Annotated in this window: 13 protein-coding genes and 1 pseudogene; 9 read left to right on the forward strand and 5 right to left on the reverse strand. The window is 60.5% G+C overall.

Features of this window, described 5'->3' with window-relative positions:
• Positions 1–125: 125 nt before the first annotated feature.
• A pseudogene (locus tag SOM28_RS17605) lies at positions 126–320 on the reverse strand (IS3 family transposase); the annotation flags it as partial.
• 483 nt (positions 321–803) lie between these two features.
• On the opposite strand from SOM28_RS17605, the gene mzaA reads away from it, so the two are divergent.
• From mzaA to SOM28_RS17640, 7 genes are all read left to right on the forward strand, one after another.
• A complete protein-coding gene (gene mzaA, locus SOM28_RS17610) occupies positions 804–3,215 on the forward strand; it encodes an MZA anti-phage system associated sigma-70 family RNA polymerase sigma factor MzaA (RefSeq protein WP_320468889.1) in 2,412 nt (803 codons plus the stop codon).
• 44 nt (positions 3,216–3,259) lie between these two features.
• The gene (gene mzaB / locus SOM28_RS17615; protein ID WP_320468890.1) at positions 3,260–4,729 is read left to right on the forward strand and encodes an MZA anti-phage system associated ATPase MzaB; all 1,470 of its coding nucleotides are present in this window, start codon (positions 3,260–3,262) and stop codon (positions 4,727–4,729) included.
• Positions 4,726–7,584 carry an MZA anti-phage system associated Z1 domain-containing protein MzaC gene (gene mzaC / locus SOM28_RS17620; protein WP_320468891.1) on the forward strand — a complete coding sequence of 953 codons (2,859 nt, stop codon included), beginning with the start codon at positions 4,726–4,728 and terminating at the stop codon, positions 7,582–7,584. The genes mzaB and mzaC overlap by 4 nt, the downstream gene beginning before the upstream one ends.
• A complete protein-coding gene (mzaD, locus tag SOM28_RS17625) occupies positions 7,568–8,575 on the forward strand; it encodes an MZA anti-phage system associated PD-(D/E)XK motif protein MzaD (protein WP_320468892.1) in 1,008 nt (335 codons plus the stop codon). Before mzaC ends, mzaD begins: the two co-directional genes overlap by 17 nt.
• Positions 8,576–10,378 (forward strand): MZA anti-phage system associated AIPR family protein MzaE, encoded by a 1,803-nt coding sequence (gene mzaE / locus SOM28_RS17630; RefSeq protein WP_147935067.1) that lies wholly within the window; start codon positions 8,576–8,578, stop codon positions 10,376–10,378. It begins immediately after the preceding gene.
• The gene (locus SOM28_RS17635) at positions 10,378–13,047 is read left to right on the forward strand and encodes an AIPR family protein (protein WP_320468893.1); all 2,670 of its coding nucleotides are present in this window, start codon (positions 10,378–10,380) and stop codon (positions 13,045–13,047) included. Before mzaE ends, SOM28_RS17635 begins: the two co-directional genes overlap by 1 nt.
• A gap of 341 nt (positions 13,048–13,388) precedes the next feature.
• Positions 13,389–14,342 carry a hypothetical protein gene (locus tag SOM28_RS17640; RefSeq protein WP_320468894.1) on the forward strand — a complete coding sequence of 318 codons (954 nt, stop codon included), beginning with the start codon at positions 13,389–13,391 and terminating at the stop codon, positions 14,340–14,342.
• Between the two features lie 219 nt (positions 14,343–14,561).
• On the opposite strand, the gene SOM28_RS17645 is transcribed toward SOM28_RS17640, so the two are convergent.
• On the reverse strand, positions 14,562–15,026 hold the full coding sequence (locus SOM28_RS17645; protein WP_320468895.1) for a very short patch repair endonuclease: 465 nt from the start codon (positions 15,024–15,026) through the stop codon (positions 14,562–14,564).
• A 47-nt stretch (positions 15,027–15,073) separates the two neighbouring features.
• On the opposite strand from SOM28_RS17645, the gene SOM28_RS17650 reads away from it, so the two are divergent.
• The gene (locus SOM28_RS17650; RefSeq protein WP_320468896.1) at positions 15,074–16,753 is read left to right on the forward strand and encodes a DNA cytosine methyltransferase; all 1,680 of its coding nucleotides are present in this window, start codon (positions 15,074–15,076) and stop codon (positions 16,751–16,753) included.
• Positions 16,754–17,207: 454 nt separating this feature from the next.
• Here the strand turns inward: SOM28_RS17650 and SOM28_RS17655 are convergent, their stop codons facing one another.
• The 3 genes from SOM28_RS17655 to SOM28_RS17665 all read right to left on the reverse strand — a co-directional run bounded on the left by SOM28_RS17655 (position 17,208) and on the right by SOM28_RS17665 (position 19,929).
• Positions 17,208–17,711, reverse strand: coding sequence for an META domain-containing protein (locus SOM28_RS17655; protein WP_320468897.1), 504 nt, complete (start codon positions 17,709–17,711; stop codon positions 17,208–17,210).
• A 23-nt stretch (positions 17,712–17,734) separates the two neighbouring features.
• The gene (locus tag SOM28_RS17660) at positions 17,735–19,327 is read right to left on the reverse strand and encodes an aspartate-alanine antiporter-like transporter (RefSeq protein ID WP_320468898.1); all 1,593 of its coding nucleotides are present in this window, start codon (positions 19,325–19,327) and stop codon (positions 17,735–17,737) included.
• A gap of 149 nt (positions 19,328–19,476) precedes the next feature.
• The gene (locus SOM28_RS17665) at positions 19,477–19,929 is read right to left on the reverse strand and encodes a hypothetical protein (protein ID WP_320468899.1); all 453 of its coding nucleotides are present in this window, start codon (positions 19,927–19,929) and stop codon (positions 19,477–19,479) included.
• A gap of 125 nt (positions 19,930–20,054) precedes the next feature.
• Between SOM28_RS17665 and SOM28_RS17670 the strand changes: the two genes are divergently transcribed.
• Positions 20,055–20,564 carry a hypothetical protein gene (locus SOM28_RS17670; RefSeq protein ID WP_123071305.1) on the forward strand — a complete coding sequence of 170 codons (510 nt, stop codon included), beginning with the start codon at positions 20,055–20,057 and terminating at the stop codon, positions 20,562–20,564.
• Positions 20,565–20,574: the final 10 nt, after the last annotated feature.

Here is a 20,574-nt window from a genome sequence, read left to right on the forward strand (position 1 = left end):
CCGGTACCTTTGCGGCCCACACTTTCATCCGCCTGATCGTGACCGAGGTAGCCGGAGAGTCCCACGTTGTAGTTCCACTGGCACTTGCGATGGTACGGCTCGACATATGAATCGCCACAGCTCTGCTAGACACTCGAGAGCCGCTTTAAATACTGCTTTCTGTACTCGACCGGCGACAAGTCATTGCTGAAGCTGTGCCGGCGCTTCGGATTGTAGAACATCTCGATATAGTCAAATATGTCCTGCTTGGCCTCGTCTCGGGAAACGTAGATTCGACGACGAACACGCTCCCGTTTCAGTAGCTGGAAGAAGCTCTCCGACCTCAGTGGCCGGATGACCGCGCTCCGTCACCTGCTTGACTGCTTCGATCTTGAATTCTTCGGTGTACCGCTTGCCGCTCATAACTTCTCCTTGAACCTACAATTATAGGCTCAGGAGTATCTAGTGGACCCGTGGCGATTCAGCAGGCGGGATTGGGAGGTCTGCATGAGGCCGATCATATTTCCCCTAAAGATTTGTTGCGACAGCAATTGTCGCTGTGCATCTTACGATGTCCACCCCATAGTTGCGGGAATCGGCCTCTCCGGACAGCCGACGTCAAGCTTCGAATTTCAGTTTCACAACAGTTCCCCAAAAAAATAGTTAGTTCGTCAGTCTCCCTGTTTTAATGAACAGCAAATGGTAGATAATGCTTCCTCATAATCGGTTTTTCCTTCAGTTAAGTTTGGTGTTGTAGCCCGCATGGCCAAAGTACTATCTTGCCTCAATTGCATCTTCCGGTTCTGCTCAGACGGACGGCGGCCATGCTAGCTGGAGCGACTACTGAGAAGAAGCTCGGCGCTCTTTTCCGGCTCGCGATCCGGTCCGGCGCCACGGACTCCATCCCTTTGCACATCCAGCGCGGCGAGCCGGTCAACGGCCGGGACGGTGCAGGACTGACGCCCCTGATGCTGGCAGCAATGCATGACCAGCTCGAGGTCTGCGTCAAACTTCTTGACGCCGGTGCGGATCCCGAACTCAACGCTCCGAATGGTCTGACGGCCCGGCAGATCGCCGCAAGTCAAGGGCATTCGGCGGTTGCAGACTTCCTCTCACGCTTCGTAAATGCGAACGGTGAGGTTGTCGAGGTTTCGAAAGCAACTGCACCGGCAGCCAACGATTCGGGCGGCCAGTCTGGCTGCTTTACTGGGGACGAGCCCGCCGCCACCGCGGAAAACTCGCCGCGGGCAGCATCTATGGCGACAGGAGTGGGGTCTGACATTCCATGCGGCGAGGCGCACGCTCCCTTGCACGACGAGACCGTGGAGGACACCGATAACGGGCACTCGGCCGGCATGGGCGCCGTGTCTTGTCTTGCGGACGTGGATGTCGACGCCGCAATTGCACAGGAAGCGGCAGTTGCGCCGGCAACCGACGAGACGGCAAGTCAGTTGACTTCTGCCGCGGAAATCGAAGCCGCCTTCGTCGCCATCACCGATGTCCCGGAACCTGCACCGGGAAAGGCAGACGTGGTACCTGTCCTTTCTCCGGATGACACGAGCTCTCCGGTACGGGACGGCAGCGCGGATGACACCGACGGATGGGTGCCTGACGAGGCCGTCATACCTCCCAGGCACGACGCCGAGTGCGCATCCGCAGCCAGTCGAGCACAGCAACTGCTTGCGGCACACCGCCGTGTAAGCACGGAGACGGACTGGTCGGACGTCGAGTTCGATCTGCCCGAAGTCGAACTTCAGCGGCCGGCCGTCGTGCGTGGCGACATGCCCGCGATCGAGCACTTGATCGCAAACGGGCTGAGTACCGGCTTGGTGAGCGGAGAGGACTTCTGGCAGGCGCTTGAGGCAGACTGCGGACCGCAGCAGATCGAGCGTGCCCGCGACGTGCTGCAATCCGTTCTGGACGATCTGGGAGTTCTGGTGGATCAGGGCAGTCCCGCATTCGGCTCCGGGCTAGCGCCGGATTCCGACGACGTGCTCGACGCGGTCGACGCCTTTCAGGAACGCCTCCCGGAGCCTGCTGACGCAAGCATCTTCCACGTCGCGGGAGCGCGGAAGTCGGAACTCATCAAGCGCGAGGACGAGGAACGGCTCGGACGCCGCATGGATTCGGCGCTCGGGTCGCTCGTCAGGGCCCTCATGTCGCTCCCCGAAGACCAATGGACGCTGGCCTTTCCCTCTGGCGAACCGCCCGCTCAGGAAGCCCCGGTTGACGACGACGACGGCGAATTTTCCACGGCCGCCGGCGACGAAGCTGGCGAAGTGGAGGAAGGCGACGACGGCGAAGGGCAGATCGATTTTCGTACCTATGCCGCACGCGTCCGGGGCGGCATGGAGGAGTACGGTCGCGAAGCGGCAGTGCCAAGGCCTCGACCGAAGGAATTGACCAGGCTGCTGGCGGTTGCCCGAGGAATGGCATCGGACGTGGCGGACACCATTGCCGATGCGGCTACTTCCTACGAAAGAGCTCGTGACCAGCTGGTCTGCGCCAACCTGCGCTTGGCCGTGCATGTCGCCAACCAATATCGGGGCCGTGGACTGCCGCTGGAGGATCTCATCCAGGACGGCAATCTCGGTCTCATGCGCGCTGCGGAAAAATTCGATTTCCGGCGCGGTTTCAAGTTCTCGACCTATGCAACGAACTGGGTACGCCAGAGCATCACGCGCGGCATCGCAGACACGGCCCGCATGATTCGTGTGCCGGTGCACATGCTCGAGAAGGTCAATCTGTTCAACCGGACCCGCCGTGAGCTGAGCAGGGGACGCGACGGCGACGCTTCCGTGGACGAAGTCGCGGAGCAACTTGAACTGACGCCTGAAGCGGCTCGACGGATCATGCGTTCGGATGCTCGAGTATTTCCCCTGGAAGAATGCGGCACGGCAGACGCTCCCAGCACGCCGCACCAGTTGTCGATCGTCGATCCTGCAATTGACCTCGAGCAGAAGGCAGTCGACCAGAGCCTGTCGATTGCAATCGAAAGGATGCTCGCCGACTTCGAGCCTCGTGCCCGAAAGGTGATGAACCTGCGATTCGGTCTTGGCGGAGCCGACGGCATGACACTCGAAGAAGTAGGCCAGGCATTCAATGTCACCCGCGAGCGCATTCGCCAGATCGAGGCAAAGACACTCGGCAAGCTGAGACATTCGTCGCGCACGGAAATTCTGGCAGTTTACGCCGACGTCAAACCATCACGCAACAAGGGAGAGCAGGGGCAATGATGAACAAATCAGGTTTTCGCCACGCTCCTCCGCGCGCAGTGGCAATGATCGAAGCCCTCCGCGGACTCGGCTACAGCACCGCGACGGCACTGGCCGACATCATCGACAACAGCATCGCGGCCAACGCCACCAGCGTCGACCTGACCTTCGTCTGGAACGGCCGGCAGAGCAGCGTGCGCATCCAGGACGACGGTCACGGCATGACCGCCGCCGAACTCGACTCGGCAATGCGGCTGGGCGAGAAGAATCCGCTCGACCGGCGCGCCGAAAGCGACTTGGGCCGCTTCGGTCTTGGCCTGAAGACTGCCTCGTTCTCGCAGTGCCGGCGCCTGACCGTGGCGACTGTCGGAGCGGATGGCCTGCAATGCCTGCGCTGGGATCTCGACGTGCTTGCTGCAAGCCGGGATGACGGCTGGCGTCTGCTGGAAGGACCGGACGACAGCGCGGCAGCGCTGGTGTCGGACTTCGGCACGCACGGGAAGGGCACGCTGGTCCTCTGGGAAGTTCTGGACCGCATTGTGACCGACGGGTTCAAGGAGCAGGATTTTCTGAACCTGATCGACCAAGTTGAACGGCATCTTGCCATGGTGTTCCACCGCTATCTGGAAGGTCCTCGCCCGCTGCTGCGACTGCGCATCGGCGGCAAGGCGATTGCTCCGTGGGATCCTTTTCTGAACGGACATCCGGCCAAGCCGTGGCATTCGCCGCCGGCGTCGCCGCCCGGCATGCGGGGCGTCGAAGTCGAGTGCCATGTGCTGCCGCACAAGGACCGGCTGAGCGCGAAGGAATACGAATCGGCCCAGGGACCGGATGGCTGGACCGCGCAGCAGGGCTTCTACGTCTATCGCAACCGGCGCCTGCTGGTTGCTGGCAGCTGGCTCGGGCTTGGCCAGGGCCGGGGCTGGACGAAGGACGAGGCGCACCGCCTTGCCCGCATCCGGCTGGACATCCCGAATTCCGCCGACGAGGCCTGGAAGATCGACATCCGCAAGTCGACCGCGAGGCCGCCAGTCGAAATCCGCGCTTGGCTGGCGAAGCTGGCCGACGACACCCGTGCGCGGGCACGTCGCGCGTTCGCCATGCGCGGCCAGACCCCCCGTACCCGAAATGGCGAGGAAGTCAGCCAGGTATGGCATTCGCAGCAGTTTTCCGGTGGGATGCGCTACCGGATTGACCAGACCCACCCGGCGGTGCGCGCCGTGCTCGATGACGCGAAGGGGCTTGCGCCGCAGGTGCTGGCCATGCTGAGAGTGATCGAGGAAACCGTGCCGGTGCAGCGCATCTGGATCGACACCGCCGAGCAGCGCGAGACGCCGCGAACCGGATTCGCCGGCGAGCCTCCCGCAGCCGTCATGGATGTGCTGAAGGTCATGTACCGGAACATGGTGCGGTTCAAGGGAATGTCCCCGGCCGTGGCGCGCAGCAAGCTTCTGCTGGCCGAACCGTTTCAGAACTATCCCGAGCTGGTGGCGACGCTGCCGGACGACTTTACCGAACAGGAAGCGAAGCAATGACATCACAGGCAGAAGCCAACAAGACCAGCGTCATCAAGATCGTGCAGGAACTGCTCGCCAGCGAAGCCGACAAGAGTGCGATCACGCCGGCCCTGATCGGCCAGAAGATCGACCTGGCGCTGATGATCAATTCCGGCTGGGGGGAGGGGCTCGACCGCAATGCCGTGGCGGACGAACTGATTCGCCGATTCAGCGTGTGGTGCGGCCAGGACACGTGGCTGAAAAGCGACGAGGGGCACGTTCCGTGGCTGACGCCCGAGCGGAAGAAGGACTGGCGCTACTGGCAGCGCTACCGCGAAATGCAGGAGGCAAAGCTTCCATGGAAGGCCGTGGACGCACTCGACAAGTCGACCGATCGAATACTCGGGATGCTGGAAGATCCGCTGCGAGAAGGCCCATGGGATCGCCGCGGTCTCGTGGTGGGGCACGTTCAGTCTGGCAAGACCAGCAGTTACACGGGGCTGATTTGCAAGGCAGCGGATGCCAAGTACAGGATCATCATCGTTCTCGCGGGACTGCACAACAATTTGCGCACGCAGACCCAGATCCGCCTGGATGAAGGCTTTCTCGGCTTCGAGACCAACCCGAACGCGGAATCAATGCGTCTGGTGGGTGTTGGCAAGATCGACCAAGACCCATCCATCCGGCCAAACTACGCGACCAATCGCACTGAAAAGGGCGACTTCATTGCGAGCAATATTCGCAACCTCGGCGTGTCGCCCGAAAAACTGCCGTGGCTGTTCGTGGTGAAGAAAAACAAGACCGTGCTCAACCGCCTGCTGAAGTGGATCCGGACCCACGTTGCCGATGCGACGGATCCGGAAACCGGGCGCAAGATCGTGACGCACCTGCCGCTCCTGATCATCGACGACGAGGCCGACCATGCTTCCGTCGACACGGGCGAACAGTTCCACGACGAGAACGGAAAGCCCGAAGAGGATTACGAGCCGAAGGCCATCAACGGGCTGATCCGCAGGATTCTGCATTCGTTCCACCGGAAGGCGTACGTGGGCTACACGGCCACGCCGTTCGCAAACATTTTCATCCACGAGCGCAACGACACGAAGGAAGAGGGGCCGGATCTATTCCCGGCAGCGTTCATCCACAGCCTGGGTGCGCCATCGAACTACATTGGGCCTGCCAGGGTCTTCGGACTCAACAACGGCGAGCAGCGCGAAGGTGCGCTGCCATTGGTGTGCGAGGTGAAGGACCACTGCAGCGACGACGGCACGGGCGGGTGGATGCCGCTTGGTCACAAGAAAACACATGTGCCGCCCCATCCGGATGAGACGGGTCTGCCGGCATCCCTGCAGGAAGCGGTCGATGCCTTTATCCTCGCCTGCGCGGCACGTCAGATGCGGGGCCAGAAGGGCGAGCACAGTTCGATGCTTGTGCACGTCACGCGTTTCAACGACGTCCAGCGCGAAGTGCACGCCCGCGTTGAAGCCCTGGTTCGCGGCATGGACCAGCGCCTGTCGCGCAAGATCGGTCATGAGCCCGTGCTGACGAGGCTGAAGGCCCTGTGGGACCGGGACTTCGTGTCGACGACGGCGGAGATGGCAGAGTGTCTGCCGGAGGCGGGACCGTATCCGGCTGCTTCCTGGGAAGCCATCGCCGAAGTTCTTCCGCAAGTCGTCAGCGAGATCAGCGTCCGGGTGATCAACGGTACGGCAGGCGACGTGCTGGACTATGCTGACGCTGCAGTCGGGCTGAAGGTTATCGCCGTCGGCGGCGACAAGTTGGCCCGGGGTCTGACGCTGGAAGGACTGTGCACCAGCTACTTCCTGCGTGCCTCGCAGATGTACGACACGCTGATGCAGATGGGCCGATGGTTCGGCTATCGTCCGGGCTACCTGGATCTCTGCCGGTTGTACACCACGTCAGAGCTGGTCGAATGGTTCGAACACATCGCGGACGCGTCGGAAGAGCTGCGGGAGGAATTCGACATGATGGTCGAGAGCGGGGGGACGCCGCGCGACTATGGCCTCAAGGTGAGGTCGCATCCCGTGCTGATGGTGACTTCGCGATTGAAGATGAGGGCGGCGAAGAGCCTGTTCCTGTCCTTCAGCGGACACGTGATCGAAACCGTGTCAATGCATCGGCAGCAGAAGCGGATCGACAGCAATTACGGGGCATTCCTGGACCTGGTTTCTGCGATGGGACGGGGAAAGCCGATCCCCGAACAGGAGCGGCCCAATGGCAGGGACCGCTGGAACGGCATCGTCTGGACGGACGTCCCGCACGAGCACGTCACTGACTTCCTCGGGGCCTACAGTACGCATCCTGGCGCTCCAAAGGCCAATGGACAGCTGCTGCGTGAATTCATCGTCTCCATGGTCGGCGACAAGGAGCTGACGAAGTGGACAGTCGCGCTGGTTGGCGGCAGCGTCGAGGAAAACCCGTTCATTCTCGATGGCGTCAAGGTCCAGCGCGCCGAGCGTGCGGTCAAGTCTTCCAGTTCCGACCGTTACTCGATCGGCCGTCTGCTCTCGCCGAAGGACGAGGGAGTCGACATGGATCTCGCGGCGTGGGAAGCAGCTCTGGCGGAGACCAGGAAGGTCTGGAAGGAGGAGCCCGGACGGCTGAAGAACAGGACGGAACCGGCAGTGCCGAACGGCCCCGCGCTGCGCAAGATGCGAGGCTATGGTGCGCCTGGTGTCCCCGCACATCCCGAGCGAGGCGTGCTGCTGATCTACCTGCTTGAGCCGCCAGAATTCGATGCCGGTGACAAGCCGCTCGAATCGACCCCGTTCGTCGCCTTCGGCATCAGCTTCCCCGGCAGCAAATCGGGCAAGAAAGTCGAGTACAAGGTCAACAACGTCCTCTGGGAGCAGGAATATGCTGACGCTGCTTGACGAGGAACTCGTCACTGCTTGGCGCGCGCTCGCCGGTGGTTCGGACAGGGATGGCGGCTGGAGGAGCATCGCGGTCACGGGGCTGGAAGGCGTGCGGCTGCAGGCTGCCCGCAGATTTCCCGAAAACCGCGAGGCACTTCTGATCGGCTTCGACTCGGTCGCGCTGCCGCCCGCTTCGACGCTGCCCGCAGCCACCGGGTTCCGGGTCGAACGCATCTCGTCCGGCCTTCCCGGCGACTGGCTGGCGCTGGTGCGTCAGGAAGAGGGCGGCATCGAGCTTTTCTCGCGGATGGCGACGGACGTGGTGGCCACGATCGCCGCAAGCCGCAATGCTGCCCCTCAGCGGCAGCTGCAGCTCTTCCTTGGACGCGTGCGCGCATGGCAGCAGTTCATGAGCCGGAGCAGGGGCGCCCTGAATCCGGAGGCCGAGCTTGGGCTGACGGGGGAGCTGGTCTGCCTCGACATGCTGCTTGATGCCGGAATGGATGCCCACGCTGTGGTCGAGGGCTGGCAGGGGCCGCTCGACGGCCTGCAGGACTTCGAGATCGGCAGTGGCGCCGTCGAGGTCAAGAGCACGCTGTCCCATGACGGCTTCCCTGCCACTATCCTGTCGCTGGAGCAGCTGGACGACGCGACGCGCCAGCCGCTATTCATTTTCGGCTGCCGGTTCGCCGTCGCGGACGAAGGCGTCACGCTGGGCGAAAGAGTGCTTGCTCTGCGCTTCGCGCTGGAGAGCGACCCCTCAGCGGCGTCGCGCTTCGAGAACGCGCTGCTGCATGCCGGCTATGTCGACGCGCACGCCGAACACTACACGCGACGCTTGGTCGTGTCCGAGTCCCGCTTCATCCGCGTCGACGAAACGTTCCCGCGTCTTGTCGCCGCCAACGTGCCCGCCGCGATACGGCGCGTGCGCTACGAACTTGATCTCGACGCAACCGGCGCGCGCGCATTCTCGCTGGGGAATGTACTGGAACTTACTGGAGCAGTCTGAATGGAATTGATCGAATTTTTGCAGCAAACCCAGCAGGAAGTGCGGGACGAGCTGGCAGCGCGTACCGCTGAAGCGGGAGAGGAGACGCCGTTCCCGGAACTGGTGTTTACCGAAGTGGTGACGCGGCACATGGCCGACGCCGGCATGACGTTCGAACCCGAGATTTGCCGCTACATGGCCCGGGTCGGAAACAGCACCTTGCGGCTCAGCGGCTTTGCCGTCTCGGAAGAGCTTGATCAACTCGACCTGTATGTCAGCCTTTACGAAGGCTGCAACGAGGTGATGTCCATTCCAGACGCGGAAACGACCCGCGCGGCCGGACAGTGTGCGAAGTTCCTCGAGGAGTGCGTATCGGGTGCGCTGCTGCGGAAGATGGACCAGTCGCACGACGCCTACCGCTTGGTGCAGACCATCGAAACGGCCTACCCGGGTCTGGAACAGATCCGGGTCTACGTGCTGACCGATCGGAAGGCGAAGACCGGCTTTTTCAAGGCCCGCGAAATCCAGGGGAAGACGATCAAGCTCGAGGTGATGGACATTCAGCGCCTGTTCAACCACCTTCAGAGTGGCAAGCCGCGCGACGAACTGGTCGTGAACTTCGCCGACGACTGCGGCGGGCCGCTCCCATGCGTCTGGGTGCCGAACGAAGGCGCGGAATATGCCTATGCGCTGACGGCAATCCCGGGCGAAGCGCTGCGCTTCCTGTACGAGAAGTACGGGTCGAGGATTCTCGAAGCGAACGTGAGGTCGTTCCTCAGCCAGACGAACAAGGTCAACAAGGGTATCCGGGACACGCTGCGCGATCAGCCGGAGCGCTTCATGGCCTACAACAACGGCGTGGTCATCGTTGCGGACGAAGCCAGCCTGGCGCGGGCGGCGGACGGCAGCCCCGGCATCGCATGGCTGAAGGGCATGCAGGTCGTGAACGGCGGCCAGACCATGGCGTCGATCTTCTTCACGCGCAAGAAGCTTGCCGTCGACTTGAGCAAGGTGCGCGTTCCCGCCAAGATCATCGTGCTTCGCCAGACCGACGAGGTCACCGAGGATGCCCTGATCGCCGACATTTCCCGCTTCGCCAATTCGCAGAGTGCCGTGAAGGCGTCCGATCTGTTCGCGAACAAGCCGTTTCAGGTAGAGATGGAAAAGCTGGCGATGACGACCTACTGTCCGGATGGCACCAGCCGCTGGTACTACGAACGTGCGGCCGGCAGCTACAAGGTCATGCTTGACCGCGAAGCGAAGACCCCGACCGACCGCCGTCGCCTCCAGGATTCGATGCCGCCGGCCCGCAAGCTGACCAAGACCGATTTCGCCAAGTATCTATGCGCGTGGATGCAGAGGCCCGACTTGGTCAGCCTCGGCGGACAGAAGGCCTTCCCGGCCTTCATGAAGACTATGACGCCGGATGGTGCGGAAGCCGCCACGCTTCCGGACGTGACGCAGTACAAGCGCATGATCGCGCAGGTCATCATCTTCAAGTCTGCGGATCGGCTCATCAAACCGCGCTTCCCGGCCTTCAAGGCAAACGTCACCGCCTATACGGTGGCGCTGGTTTCCCGCCTGCTCGGCGACAGGATCAGCCTGGACGCCATCTGGGAGAAGCAGGGCATTTCGCCGCAGCTTGAAAACCAGATCCGGGTGTGGTCCGACGAGGTCAACGCGTTGCTGCAGGAGAGCGCCAGGGGCCGGATGATTTCCGAATGGGCCAAGAAAAACGAGTGCTGGGACATCATGCTCGATCACGTCTGGTCCGTACCCGACATGAAGATTCCCGAGTTGATGACCCTGCGGAAGGCAGCCTGATGAACAACGCCGAAACCAGCCTGCTGCTGAAGGATTTCCTCGCCGTCGTGCACGCGGAAGTGCGCGAGCGGCTCGACCTCCAAAATATTGCAAGCGCAGGGGCGACGCAGTTCGACGAACTTGCGTTTGTCGAAATCTTCGCGGGCTACATGGCGGAGCGCGGCATCACGTTTGCGCCGCAGCCCTGCCGCTTCGTGGCCACGGTGGACGGGCAGCCCGTGCGGCTGAGCGGATTTGCGCTTTCCGACGAGCTCGATCGCCTGGACCTCCTCGTCACCGTCTACGCAGGCGAGACTGAGCCGCGAACGATGCCTGAAGAGATGGCGCACGAAGCCGCCGAGCATTGCGGACGCTTCCTTGCGCTGTCCGCCAGCGGCACGCTCGGCGAACGGGTCGACCGGAGTCACGATGCCTTCCCGCTGATTTCGACGATCGCGGCGGCATGGAGCGAGATGCAGCACGTCCGCATCCACGTGCTGACCGACCTCTGCGCCGGAGCGCTGCACGTGCCCGAACTCGCGGTCCTCGGCCGGTCGGTACCGGTCGAAGTCTTCGACATCGAACGCGTTTTCGATCAGCGACAGGATGCCGAGCTCCAGCACCAGTTCCGTGCGCTGAATTTCTTCAGGGATGACTGGATTGCCTCGATTAGCGAGGCTGCGACCGACGAGGGCGAGATCGAAGCCACGGCCTTTGTCGACGACACCGGCCGGCGCCTCGTCGATGCAGAAGAGTTTTCCGACTTTCAACGCTGCGGCTTCGCGCGGTCGGTGCCGGGATACGGCGCGATGCAAGTCGACGGGTATGCCTTCGACGATGCCGATGGTTCGCTTGCCCTCCTGATCGCGGATTTCTGCGGCGCTCCGGACATGCCACCCATCGCAGCCGAGAAGGCGAGGCGGCTGTTCGACCTGGCGGAACGCTACGCCGCGGCAGCGCTCGCGGGCGAGCTGTCCCGGGACGGCAACCCGTCGGGCGATCCCGGCATCGGTCTTGCTGCCGACATCGTCCGTCAGCAGACAGGCATATCGAGGTTGCGCCTCTATCTCGTTACCGATCGTCTGGCGGACTTCGCCGGCTATGCAATCGACAGCCGTGTGCTGGCCGGCATACCGGTCGAGCGGCATGTCTGGGATGTCGCCCGCTTTCACCGTGCATGGGTTTCGGACAGCGGCAGGGACGACCTGGAGGTCGACTTCAAGAACGGCAGCGGCAACGGCATCGCGGCGCTGCATGCAGGTTCCTCCGACGAGTACGAGGGCTACCTGTGCACCGTCTCCGGCGCCATGCTGGCGTCGATCTACGAGCGCCATGGAAGCCGCCTGCTGGAGGGCAACGTGCGGTCCTTCCTCAGCACCAAGGGCAAGATCAACTCGGGCATCCAGCAGACCATTGCGGAACGACCCGCGATGTTCTTCGCCTATAACAACGGCGTTGCCGCGACTGCAGAGTCTGTGGAGTTCGACGAAGACTCGTCAAGAATCATCAGGGTGGTCAATCTGCAGATCGTCAACGGCGGCCAGACGACGGCATCGCTTGCTGCAGCATCCCGCCAGGGCCACGACCTGTCGAAGGTATGGGTACAGATGAAGCTGTCGGTGCTGCCGTCTGCGCGTACCGCGGAGCTGATTCCGCTGATCGCGCGATTTGCCAACAGCCAGAACAAGGTCAACGAGTCCGACTTCTTCGCAAACCATCCGTATCACCTGCGACTGGAGCAGCTGTCGAAGCAGGTCTTGGCACCGGCTTTCGCCGGTGGCGTGCCGACCCGGTGGTACTACGAACGCTCTCGCGGGCAGTACGTCAACGACCAGAAGAACCTTAGCAGGGAAGCGGGCAAGGAATTCCTGCTCAGGAATCCGAAATCGCAGCTGCTCACGAAGCTCGATGTCGCCAAGCTCGAGAATACATGGAAGGGGCTGCCACACCAGGTCAGCAAGGGAGCACAGAAGAACTTCGTCATCTTTGCAGGCTGGCTCGCGAAGCGCTGGACGGAGAACGACAGCGCCTTCGACGAGCAGTACTTCAGGGATCTGGTAGCGATGGCGATCATGTTCAGGCAGACCGAACTGATCGTCAAGGCTCAGCCCTGGTTCGAAGGTGCGTACCGTGCGAACATCGTCACGTACACGCTGGCCGTGCTTCAGTTTTCGGTCCTGAAGAACGGCAAGGGGAGACAGCTGGATCTTGGCGAGATATGGGAGCACCAGCGCATATCACAGCCCCTTTGTGACCAGATAGCGAAGTGTGCACGTGCCGTGTTCGGCGTGCTAACCGATCCTCATCGTCCGAGGGCCAACGTGACCGAGTGGGCGAAGCAGGAGGCCTGTTGGGAACGAGTCCGCGACGCGGCCGCGCCGCTGAGCCAGGAGGTCGTCGACGGCCTCTTCGATCCGGTGTCGAGGAAGTACGCGAGCGGGGCAGGCGTGCAGCAGGTCGGGTATGGCGTGTTCGCAAGGACTGCGGTGCTGGGGATACGGCCGGGGCAGTGGCAGGCGATGCTCGACTGGGGCACTGCGCAGGGGCTGCTGGATGCGCGCGAGGTAAGATTACTCAGGACAGCATGCAGGATTCCGAAGTTTGTTCCCTCCGTGAAGGAATGCGAGCAGATCTGGTCGATACGGTCGAGGCTTGTTAGAGAAGGTTTTGCAGAGATCCAACTTGGCTGACGGGATTCCGGCATGTTGCATGAGAATACCGCTCTGCAACATCTGGACAATTGTCTAAATTCATTCGATTTGAAGCAGGACGATAACGGTTCAACGATATTCGACACTAGACTCGGATTGTGCACAAATATGGCCAAGACAGAGTGTTTGTAACGGTCAATATGAAAAGTTTGATCGATTAAGTGCGTCCCCGCCTGCACTTGGGATACCGCATCCTCGCTTTGAGAAAATATTGCTTTAATTCATGAGATAAGGCGGATATATTATATTCTTCGTACTTCAGTCGATGCTGTCCAGTAAAAATTATAAGGTTGCTTATGGTGGATACGTTAAGATTTTCGATGGGGCAAGAGGTAAGTAATGAGCAACTATTGCGCGAATTTGGTGGTAGTCCTTTTCGGGCGCTGCGAGTGTCAGAGGAAAAAAGGACTATCGTCCTTCTAGTAAACTATAACAATGAATATTATGTAAAGAAATGGCGGGGAAATCTATTTTATTTTTCTGCGTTTACTCATCAGGGACGCGGGCAGCACGGCCTGCACTATTACCCTAACAGTAGGCTGTACAATGCCAAATCCGAAGGCTTTAGGGTTCTGTTGTTTGAACGTTACCCGTTTAGGAGAAATTACATATTTAGTGGTGAAGTCGAAGTGCGCGGTTTGGTGGATCACTCACTCATGCCTAATTTGCTAGGTGAGCAATGCCGGGAATTTTTCTTCTTGCTCAGTCCGATCAGGCATAGAATCCAGGAAGAGAATCCAAAGATCATCGATCTCAAAGTGGAAATTCGGAACGATGAAAAATACTGGCAGCAATTTCTTCTCGCCCAATCGTTGCCCTTGAATCTAGACCGAACCAATGTCGGAAAATATCAAATTGTTGTCGATTCGTTATGGCGGTTATATGCTTCGCTGATGGTTGAGGCATTCCTCTTGAAAGTCGAGTCGGATGCGCCAAATCTTCGCATTCCAGAGTATGACTTGGAGCGAAACTCAATAAAGAGCTTGCTTCCGATACTTGCAGCCGTCGCTGGGATCGCTGGAGGGACAATGAGCGCAACAGCTAATTACCCTAAAGCGAAGGAGGCTTTGCCGGTTATCCGTGCAGACGCGGAAAGAGCCATTAAGAAAGCGATTGAGGCCTTGGAAAATCGGTTTCCCGGTTTAATGGTTTATCTTGTATCCAAAGAGCCCAAGGCGCCACATCGTAAAGTGGACGAGTCGGGATTTGGGCCACCGTTGACGCGACGCAAAGAGGAAGTTGATTTGAAGGTTATCTCGTCGAAGGATCAATAATGTAATCGCGCCAATGACTTGGTGGTTGGGTATCTAAGGTGTCGCGAAATTATTTCCGCGCGACTTTTTGATGCAATCCGTTTATGGCATGCGGCCGGGGTGGCATCGTATATAGCATTATTGATTTTAAGGTAAGCAAGAGATTTGGGTGCTCTAAATTGGTCTGTTTCAAGACAGCCAATGTGGCGATTCAGATTGCGGGCCATATAGCAATTGACCTTAACAGTACGTCTGAATCTGATATTCGCTAATTTGTAGTGAGTTGCCGCCATTTCGACTTACTATCTCGCATACGAGACGGCCAAGTCTTTCTTCGGGATCACGCTTCAGCTCGCACTCCCAGACCACGATGATCCGCCAACCCGCTGCAGTCAACATGCTCGCGTTTCGCGCATCACGCGCCGTGTTCGAGTCGAACTTCAGCTTCCAGCGGTCGGCATTGCTGGCCGGAGTTGTCGCGTAGCGGCAACCCTCATGCCGGTGCCAGAAGCATCCATGAACGAAGACCGCAACCTTGTACTTCGGCAGCACCAGGTCGGGCGAGCCGGGTAGAGCTCGGACGTGCAGTCGATAGCGAAAGCCCCGGGCATGCAGGTACCTTCTGACGATCATTTCCGGCTTTGTATTCGCCGACCGGATGCCTGACATCATCCGCGAACGGGTTGCTGCATCGACTACGTCCATATTTCTTGCTATCCTACGGCAACAGCCATTTTTGATGTAAAGCAAAGTTGTCGAGCAAATCACAGTCCGCCAGTTCCGGACATATCCAGGTAGTTGATCTTTTCGCAGGCCCTGGTGGGCTCGGTGAAGGCTTTTCTTCCGTTGAGGGAGATCCATTCAGGATCATTGTATCGGCCGAAATGAATGAGGCCGCGCACCGGACGCTTCGACTGCGGGCGTTCTATCGTCTTCTCAAGCGACGTGGCGGCAACGCACTCGATTCTTACTATCGGTTCTGTAACCGGCATGCGCCTCATCCCTATGACGAGTCCAACATGGATGTGTGGGCCGAAGCATGCGAAGAAGCTCGTCAGATCGAACTTGGAACGCCGGAAGGCAACGAGGAGCTAGATCGGAGGATCAGCGCGCACGGCATCGGACCTGATGTTCAGTGGGTACTGATCGGCGGCCCTCCGTGTCAGGCGTATTCGATCGTGGGGCGCTCGCGCAATCGCGGAAACGTCGAGTACAAGGCGGAAGACGATCATCGTCATTTCCTCTACAAGGAATACCTCAGGATCATCCGGAAGTACCGTCCCTCGGTCTTCGTGATGGAAAACGTTAAGGGAATACTTACGGCCTCCGTTGGAGGCAACAAGATTTTCGAGACGATCCTGCAGGACTTGTCCGATCCCGACAAGGATGCCGGTGGATCGAACCGGATGCACAGATACCGAATCTATTCGATGAGCAGCCCGACCCGTTTTCGCCCAAGTGACGATGCGCATCAGATTGACGTGCACGATTTCGTCATCAAGGCTGAAAATCACGGGATTCCACAAGCACGGCACAGGGTGATTCTTGTAGGCGTGAGGGAAGATGTTGTCGAACTCCGTGGTGCACCCGGGCAGCTTGCGACGGCTGGTAAAGTGAACGCCCGCCAAGTTTTAAGCGGACTTCCCGCCATACGCAGCGTACTCAGCAAAGAACCTGACTCGGACAGCTCATGGGCGGAAATCGTTCGCGGCCATTTCTTGAGCATGGCCCGCGAGGTCGCACATGACAGTGCGCGTTGCGAACTTCATGATGTATTGCTGCAGACGGCAAACGAAGTTCTGGACGGTCTGGGGCCGGGAGATAACCAGCTGAAGATTCAAGATTACAATGCTGACTCGCCAAATCTGCTTGGCGGTTGGTATCACGATCCACGGCTTGAAGTCTGGTTGAATCACAGTGCCCGCGCCCACATGCGGAGTGACTTGCAGCGTTACGCGTTCGCGTCTGCATATGCGAAGGCATACGACCGGTCGCCGAAGGGTCACGCCGATTTCAATCTGGAAGGACTGCGGCCCAACCATGAAAACTGGGAATCCGGAAAATTTAAGGACCGGTTCCGAGTCCAAGTGGGAAAAGATCCGTCGAACACGGTGACTAGCCACATTTCCAAGGACGGACACTACTTCATCCATTACGAACCATCCCAGTGCCGAAGCTTGACGGTGCGTGAAGCTGCCCGACTGCAGACCTTCCCCGACAATTACTTCTTCCAGGGCAACCGAACCGAACAGTTTCATCAGGTAGGCAATGCAGTGCCGCCGCTGCTGGCGAAACAGATTGCAGACCTCGTGTACAACCTGCTTTCTCGTCGCGAGCCTGCGTCTGCAACCCCGCAGTCCGCCAACGAAATGCGCCAAGTGCAAACGCGGCTCAATCTGCCTGAAGCGCCTCCCGAAGCGGAAGTGCTCTGAATGCCGTCATGCCTGCATCCCAAAGCGGGCAGGCATGACGGGACAGTGGTACAGTGATCTGCCGTTCTCGTGCCGCCATGTCGGCTATTTCAAACAGGGTAATGGCATGACCGCAAAATGGAGAAGTGAATCGCCACGAGTCTTCTAGACACTCGAAAGGCATCGACGCCGCTGCTCTCCAATAACGCCCAGTAGCTGCATGGGGTAAGTTGGCGGTAAAATCAAATATAGGAAGTCGGCCAGTGATGAGCCCAGGATTGTCCAACATTGTCCTGCTTCGACCAGATCGCTTAGGGGTATGAGAAAGGGTTGGCGGTATTTTGTATCGGCGGGAAGCCAGTATCCATGCGGGTTTCAAAACGCAATAGGAATCCCACCGTCTCCGCCAAGTTTGACGAGAAAAGCCACCGCAAGGTGGCTTTTTTCATTGTTGGCTGGCGTATTGAATTTCGCTTCAGGGGCGCCGCACCCACTCGTAAACGCCGCCGTCCGCCATCAACGACAGGAATAGCCTGTCACCGACAATCCGGTAGCCGCGTACGAACTCGATGTCGGCGGGCAGGCGGGCGCTCATCGCTTGCTGAGGGCACATCGCGCGCGTCGTGGCGACCGCGCCGAAGCGCAGGCTGCCGCTTCCTTCGGCTGTATCGACGGCCTCAAAGCTACCGGTTCCGCGGTTGCAGTCGAACTGGAAGGCCGCCTTGCCGTCAGTGCCGAACGCCACCTGGAACTGCTCCACCGCCTGCGGCTTGATCACGCCCACCTCGTCGCTCGATGAGGTAAAAGAGATCAGGTTCCAGGCACTCCCCGCGAGCACGGCTTTCTGCCCACTTGCGGTATTAGCCGGGCTGCTCATGCAGGCCGAGAGCAGGGCGCCGGCGAGCCCCATGCCGGCGACGCGCGACACCGGCGCCAGTGCGCCAAGCAGGCGGTCGTTGATGCGATTCGAGCTTGTCATCCGTACTTCCTTTCAAGTGTGAATCAGGTGGCCCATACACCGACCAGTTGCACCAGCAGGATTTTGAGCACTGTCATTGATGGAAAAATCATCGCATAGCCGATGTCGGGCCGGTCGGTCGGCGCGGTTCGGTTGGCGAAGGCGAGGATCGCCGGGTTGCCGGTTGCGCCGGCGACGATGCCTGCCACGCTGTCGAACGGCAGGCGGAACACCAGCAGGGCGATCGCCATCGTGACCGCGACCAGTACGGCGACGATGGCGCTGCCGAGCAGCAGATACAGCAGGCCATTGGCGGCAATCGTCGCCGCGAAGGTCGCACCGGACGACAGCCCGACCACGGCCAGGAACAGGGTCAGGCCAAAATTGCGCAGCACCAGATTGGCCGAGATCGGCATCGCCCATTGGAACGGGCCGCTGCTGCGGCGCCAGCCGAGCAGTAGCGCCACCAGCAACAGTCCGGCAAAGCCCAGCGACACCTGCCCCAGCAGCGGCAGCGGCCAGTGGATCGCGCCGAATCCGAGCCCGAGCGTCACGCCGACACCGATGCCGATATAGCTGACGTCGCCGGTGCTGCGGACCGAGTCACCGAACAGCTGGCGCAGGGCGGGGAAGCTCGCACGCGGCGCCAGCACGCCGATGCGGTCGCCGGCTTCCAGGATGCGCTCGGCCGTGAGCGGCAGGTCGGCGTCGCTGCGCCGCAGATGCAGGATGCGTGCATTGAGCGCTGCCGGAATCGCCAGCGCGGACAGGCGCTGGCCGATCATGGCAGGGCTGGAGATGAAGAAGCGTTCGTAGTCGAGGTCGCTGCGGTCGCGCAGCATCCGGCCCGGATGCGCTCGCCCGAAGCGGGTCGCCACATCGTGCAGCAAGGCCTGGTCGATGCCGGTTACCAGCAGCACGTCGCCGGTTTCGATCCGGGTGGCTTCTTCCGCCACCAGGTTGCGATGGCCGCGGCGGATGGCCGCGATCGTGATCCCGTCTGGCAGCCGGCGCGCGGCTTCGCCCAGCGTCATACCCAGGACGCTGAATTCATCGACATCGATCTCTTCGACGTGCATGGTCGAGGCGGCGCGCGCCGCGATGGCGGGCTTGCGTAGCGCATTGTAGAGGCCCAGCATCAGGATTGGCACCGCGACCCCGAGCGGATAGGCGACCGAATAGCCGGTGGCGGGCCCGGTACCGAAGGCGGCAAGGGCCGCCTGCAGCGCGGCGGTACTGGTGCCGGCGCCGGCAAACGCCCCAAGCGCTTCGCCGAGGCCGAGCGTTGGCATCCAGTGCACCATCGCCAGCGTCAGAGCCAGTGCGCACAAGACCGCCGTGGTGGCGGCGATATTCGCCCTGGCGCCGTCGGCGCTGCTCAGGCCGCGCCAGAACTGGGCGCCGTAGGCGATCCCGACACCGTACAGGAACAGCAGCAGCCCAAGGTTGCCCAGCAAGGGCGGCAGCGACAGCGTGGGCACGGCGGCGCCAAGGCCCAGGCCGACGAACAGCACGGCGCCAGACCCAAGGGCGAAACCCTTGATATTCACAGCGCCAAGCAGGTAGCCGGCGGCGATCGTCAGAAACAGGGCAAGCAGGGGCTGGACGGTGAGAAAGTGGCCGACGTACGCTGGCATTGGCGAGGCTTTCAGTTTGGCTGCATTGCAATTATTGTAATGGGTGTAACTAATTATAGGCAAACCGACTTACCGATCGACCAGGGCAGTGATGAAAACTGCGGTATTGTCCGCTGACCCTCGCGGCAATCGAAGCTCGGGCCGCTTGCCTATGGGCCGCTGGGTGGCTGCGCCTCGACACCAGCTTGCCGTATGTGCAGAGTGAAGGCCGCGCGCTTGCCGCGCCGGGCGTCGTTGCGCATCAGGTAGACACGGACGCGGTACCTGCCGCCTTCGCGCAAGGTTGCCTGGAACCGGCTACCTTCGAGGCTGCCATTGAAGACCAGGGCTTCGGACGGCGCGATCACATTATGGTAGAGCGAAGCCCGGCCAGGGTAGTCGAGCAGCACTGTCACTTCTCTCCCAACCGAACCGTCGAACTCGTAATCCAGGGTCTGGTAGCCTGTCACGCTGCCGCTGATGTTCAGCTCCGCCTGGCCGGGCGCGAATCGCAACAGTGTCGGCGGCGAGGGCGTCGCTTGCGGCTGGGCGTGCACGTGCGAGGTGAGAAGACAGGCGCCCAACAACAGTACCGGCAAGGAGCAGATAAGTGGTGTTCGCATTGTTTGATCCCCTTGAATGTTGCTACACTTGGTTGCAGGATATATCCTAACTACAAGGTAGTCCATGCCCTGGTCAGGACAGTTGGTGATTGCAGGATACGGTGTTCACATCGGAGAGATATGCAATGAAATACATGCCCATTATCTTGATTCTTGTAGCGATGACGGCCGGCGCCCAGCAGTATGAGCGCGAGGACCGCGACCGCAGGGATAGCCGGCACGATGACGGCGACGATTTGCAGCTCGTCTGTTTTGGCGAGGGCGAAAAGACCACGCTCGAGAATCACTCCGGTTATGTGTGGAACGCCACCACCCATAAATATGAAACCAAGTCGGAGGTCGTCACGGGCCGCCAGGACTTCGACACATCCGTGAATGTATCGATCCATGGCGATCAGGGACGCATACGCATGCCGAAGGGCTTGATTCCGCCGATGAATTCGGGCGGCCACGATGGATGGTGGACGCTCGACGACCTGATCGTCGGTCACGACGAGGTCCGCGCCAGATTCCGGCTCAACGCGCTCAATCGGCCGAATGTGGTCATCAATCGACGCAGCGGAACGATCTCGGTCGACGGGATGATCAAGTTCAACGGGCGTTGTGAACTGGACAGTGGGCACCGTCGCTTCTGAAGGTGAATCG

Source organism: Massilia sp. CFBP9026 (assembly GCF_034045165.1).
GTDB lineage: Bacteria > Pseudomonadota > Gammaproteobacteria > Burkholderiales > Burkholderiaceae_D > Telluria > Telluria arenae.

Bases quoted from the DNA above. Each gene is read 5' to 3' on its own strand.
- mzaA (WP_320468889.1), top strand. From the start codon at position 804: ATGCTAGCTGGAGCGACTACTGAGAAGAAGCTCGGCGCTCTTTTCCGG.
- mzaB (WP_320468890.1), top strand. From the start codon at position 3,260: ATGATCGAAGCCCTCCGCGGACTCGGCTACAGCACCGCGACGGCACTG.
- mzaC (WP_320468891.1), top strand. From the start codon at position 4,726: ATGACATCACAGGCAGAAGCCAACAAGACCAGCGTCATCAAGATCGTG.
- mzaD (WP_320468892.1), top strand. From the start codon at position 7,568: ATGCTGACGCTGCTTGACGAGGAACTCGTCACTGCTTGGCGCGCGCTC.
- mzaE (WP_147935067.1), top strand. From the start codon at position 8,576: ATGGAATTGATCGAATTTTTGCAGCAAACCCAGCAGGAAGTGCGGGAC.
- SOM28_RS17635 (WP_320468893.1), top strand. From the start codon at position 10,378: ATGAACAACGCCGAAACCAGCCTGCTGCTGAAGGATTTCCTCGCCGTC.
- SOM28_RS17640 (WP_320468894.1), top strand. From the start codon at position 13,389: ATGGGGCAAGAGGTAAGTAATGAGCAACTATTGCGCGAATTTGGTGGT.
- SOM28_RS17645 (WP_320468895.1), bottom strand. From the start codon at position 15,026: ATGGACGTAGTCGATGCAGCAACCCGTTCGCGGATGATGTCAGGCATC.
- SOM28_RS17655 (WP_320468897.1), bottom strand. From the start codon at position 17,711: ATGACAAGCTCGAATCGCATCAACGACCGCCTGCTTGGCGCACTGGCG.
- SOM28_RS17660 (WP_320468898.1), bottom strand. From the start codon at position 19,327: ATGCCAGCGTACGTCGGCCACTTTCTCACCGTCCAGCCCCTGCTTGCC.
- SOM28_RS17665 (WP_320468899.1), bottom strand. From the start codon at position 19,929: ATGCGAACACCACTTATCTGCTCCTTGCCGGTACTGTTGTTGGGCGCC.
- SOM28_RS17670 (WP_123071305.1), top strand. From the start codon at position 20,055: ATGAAATACATGCCCATTATCTTGATTCTTGTAGCGATGACGGCCGGC.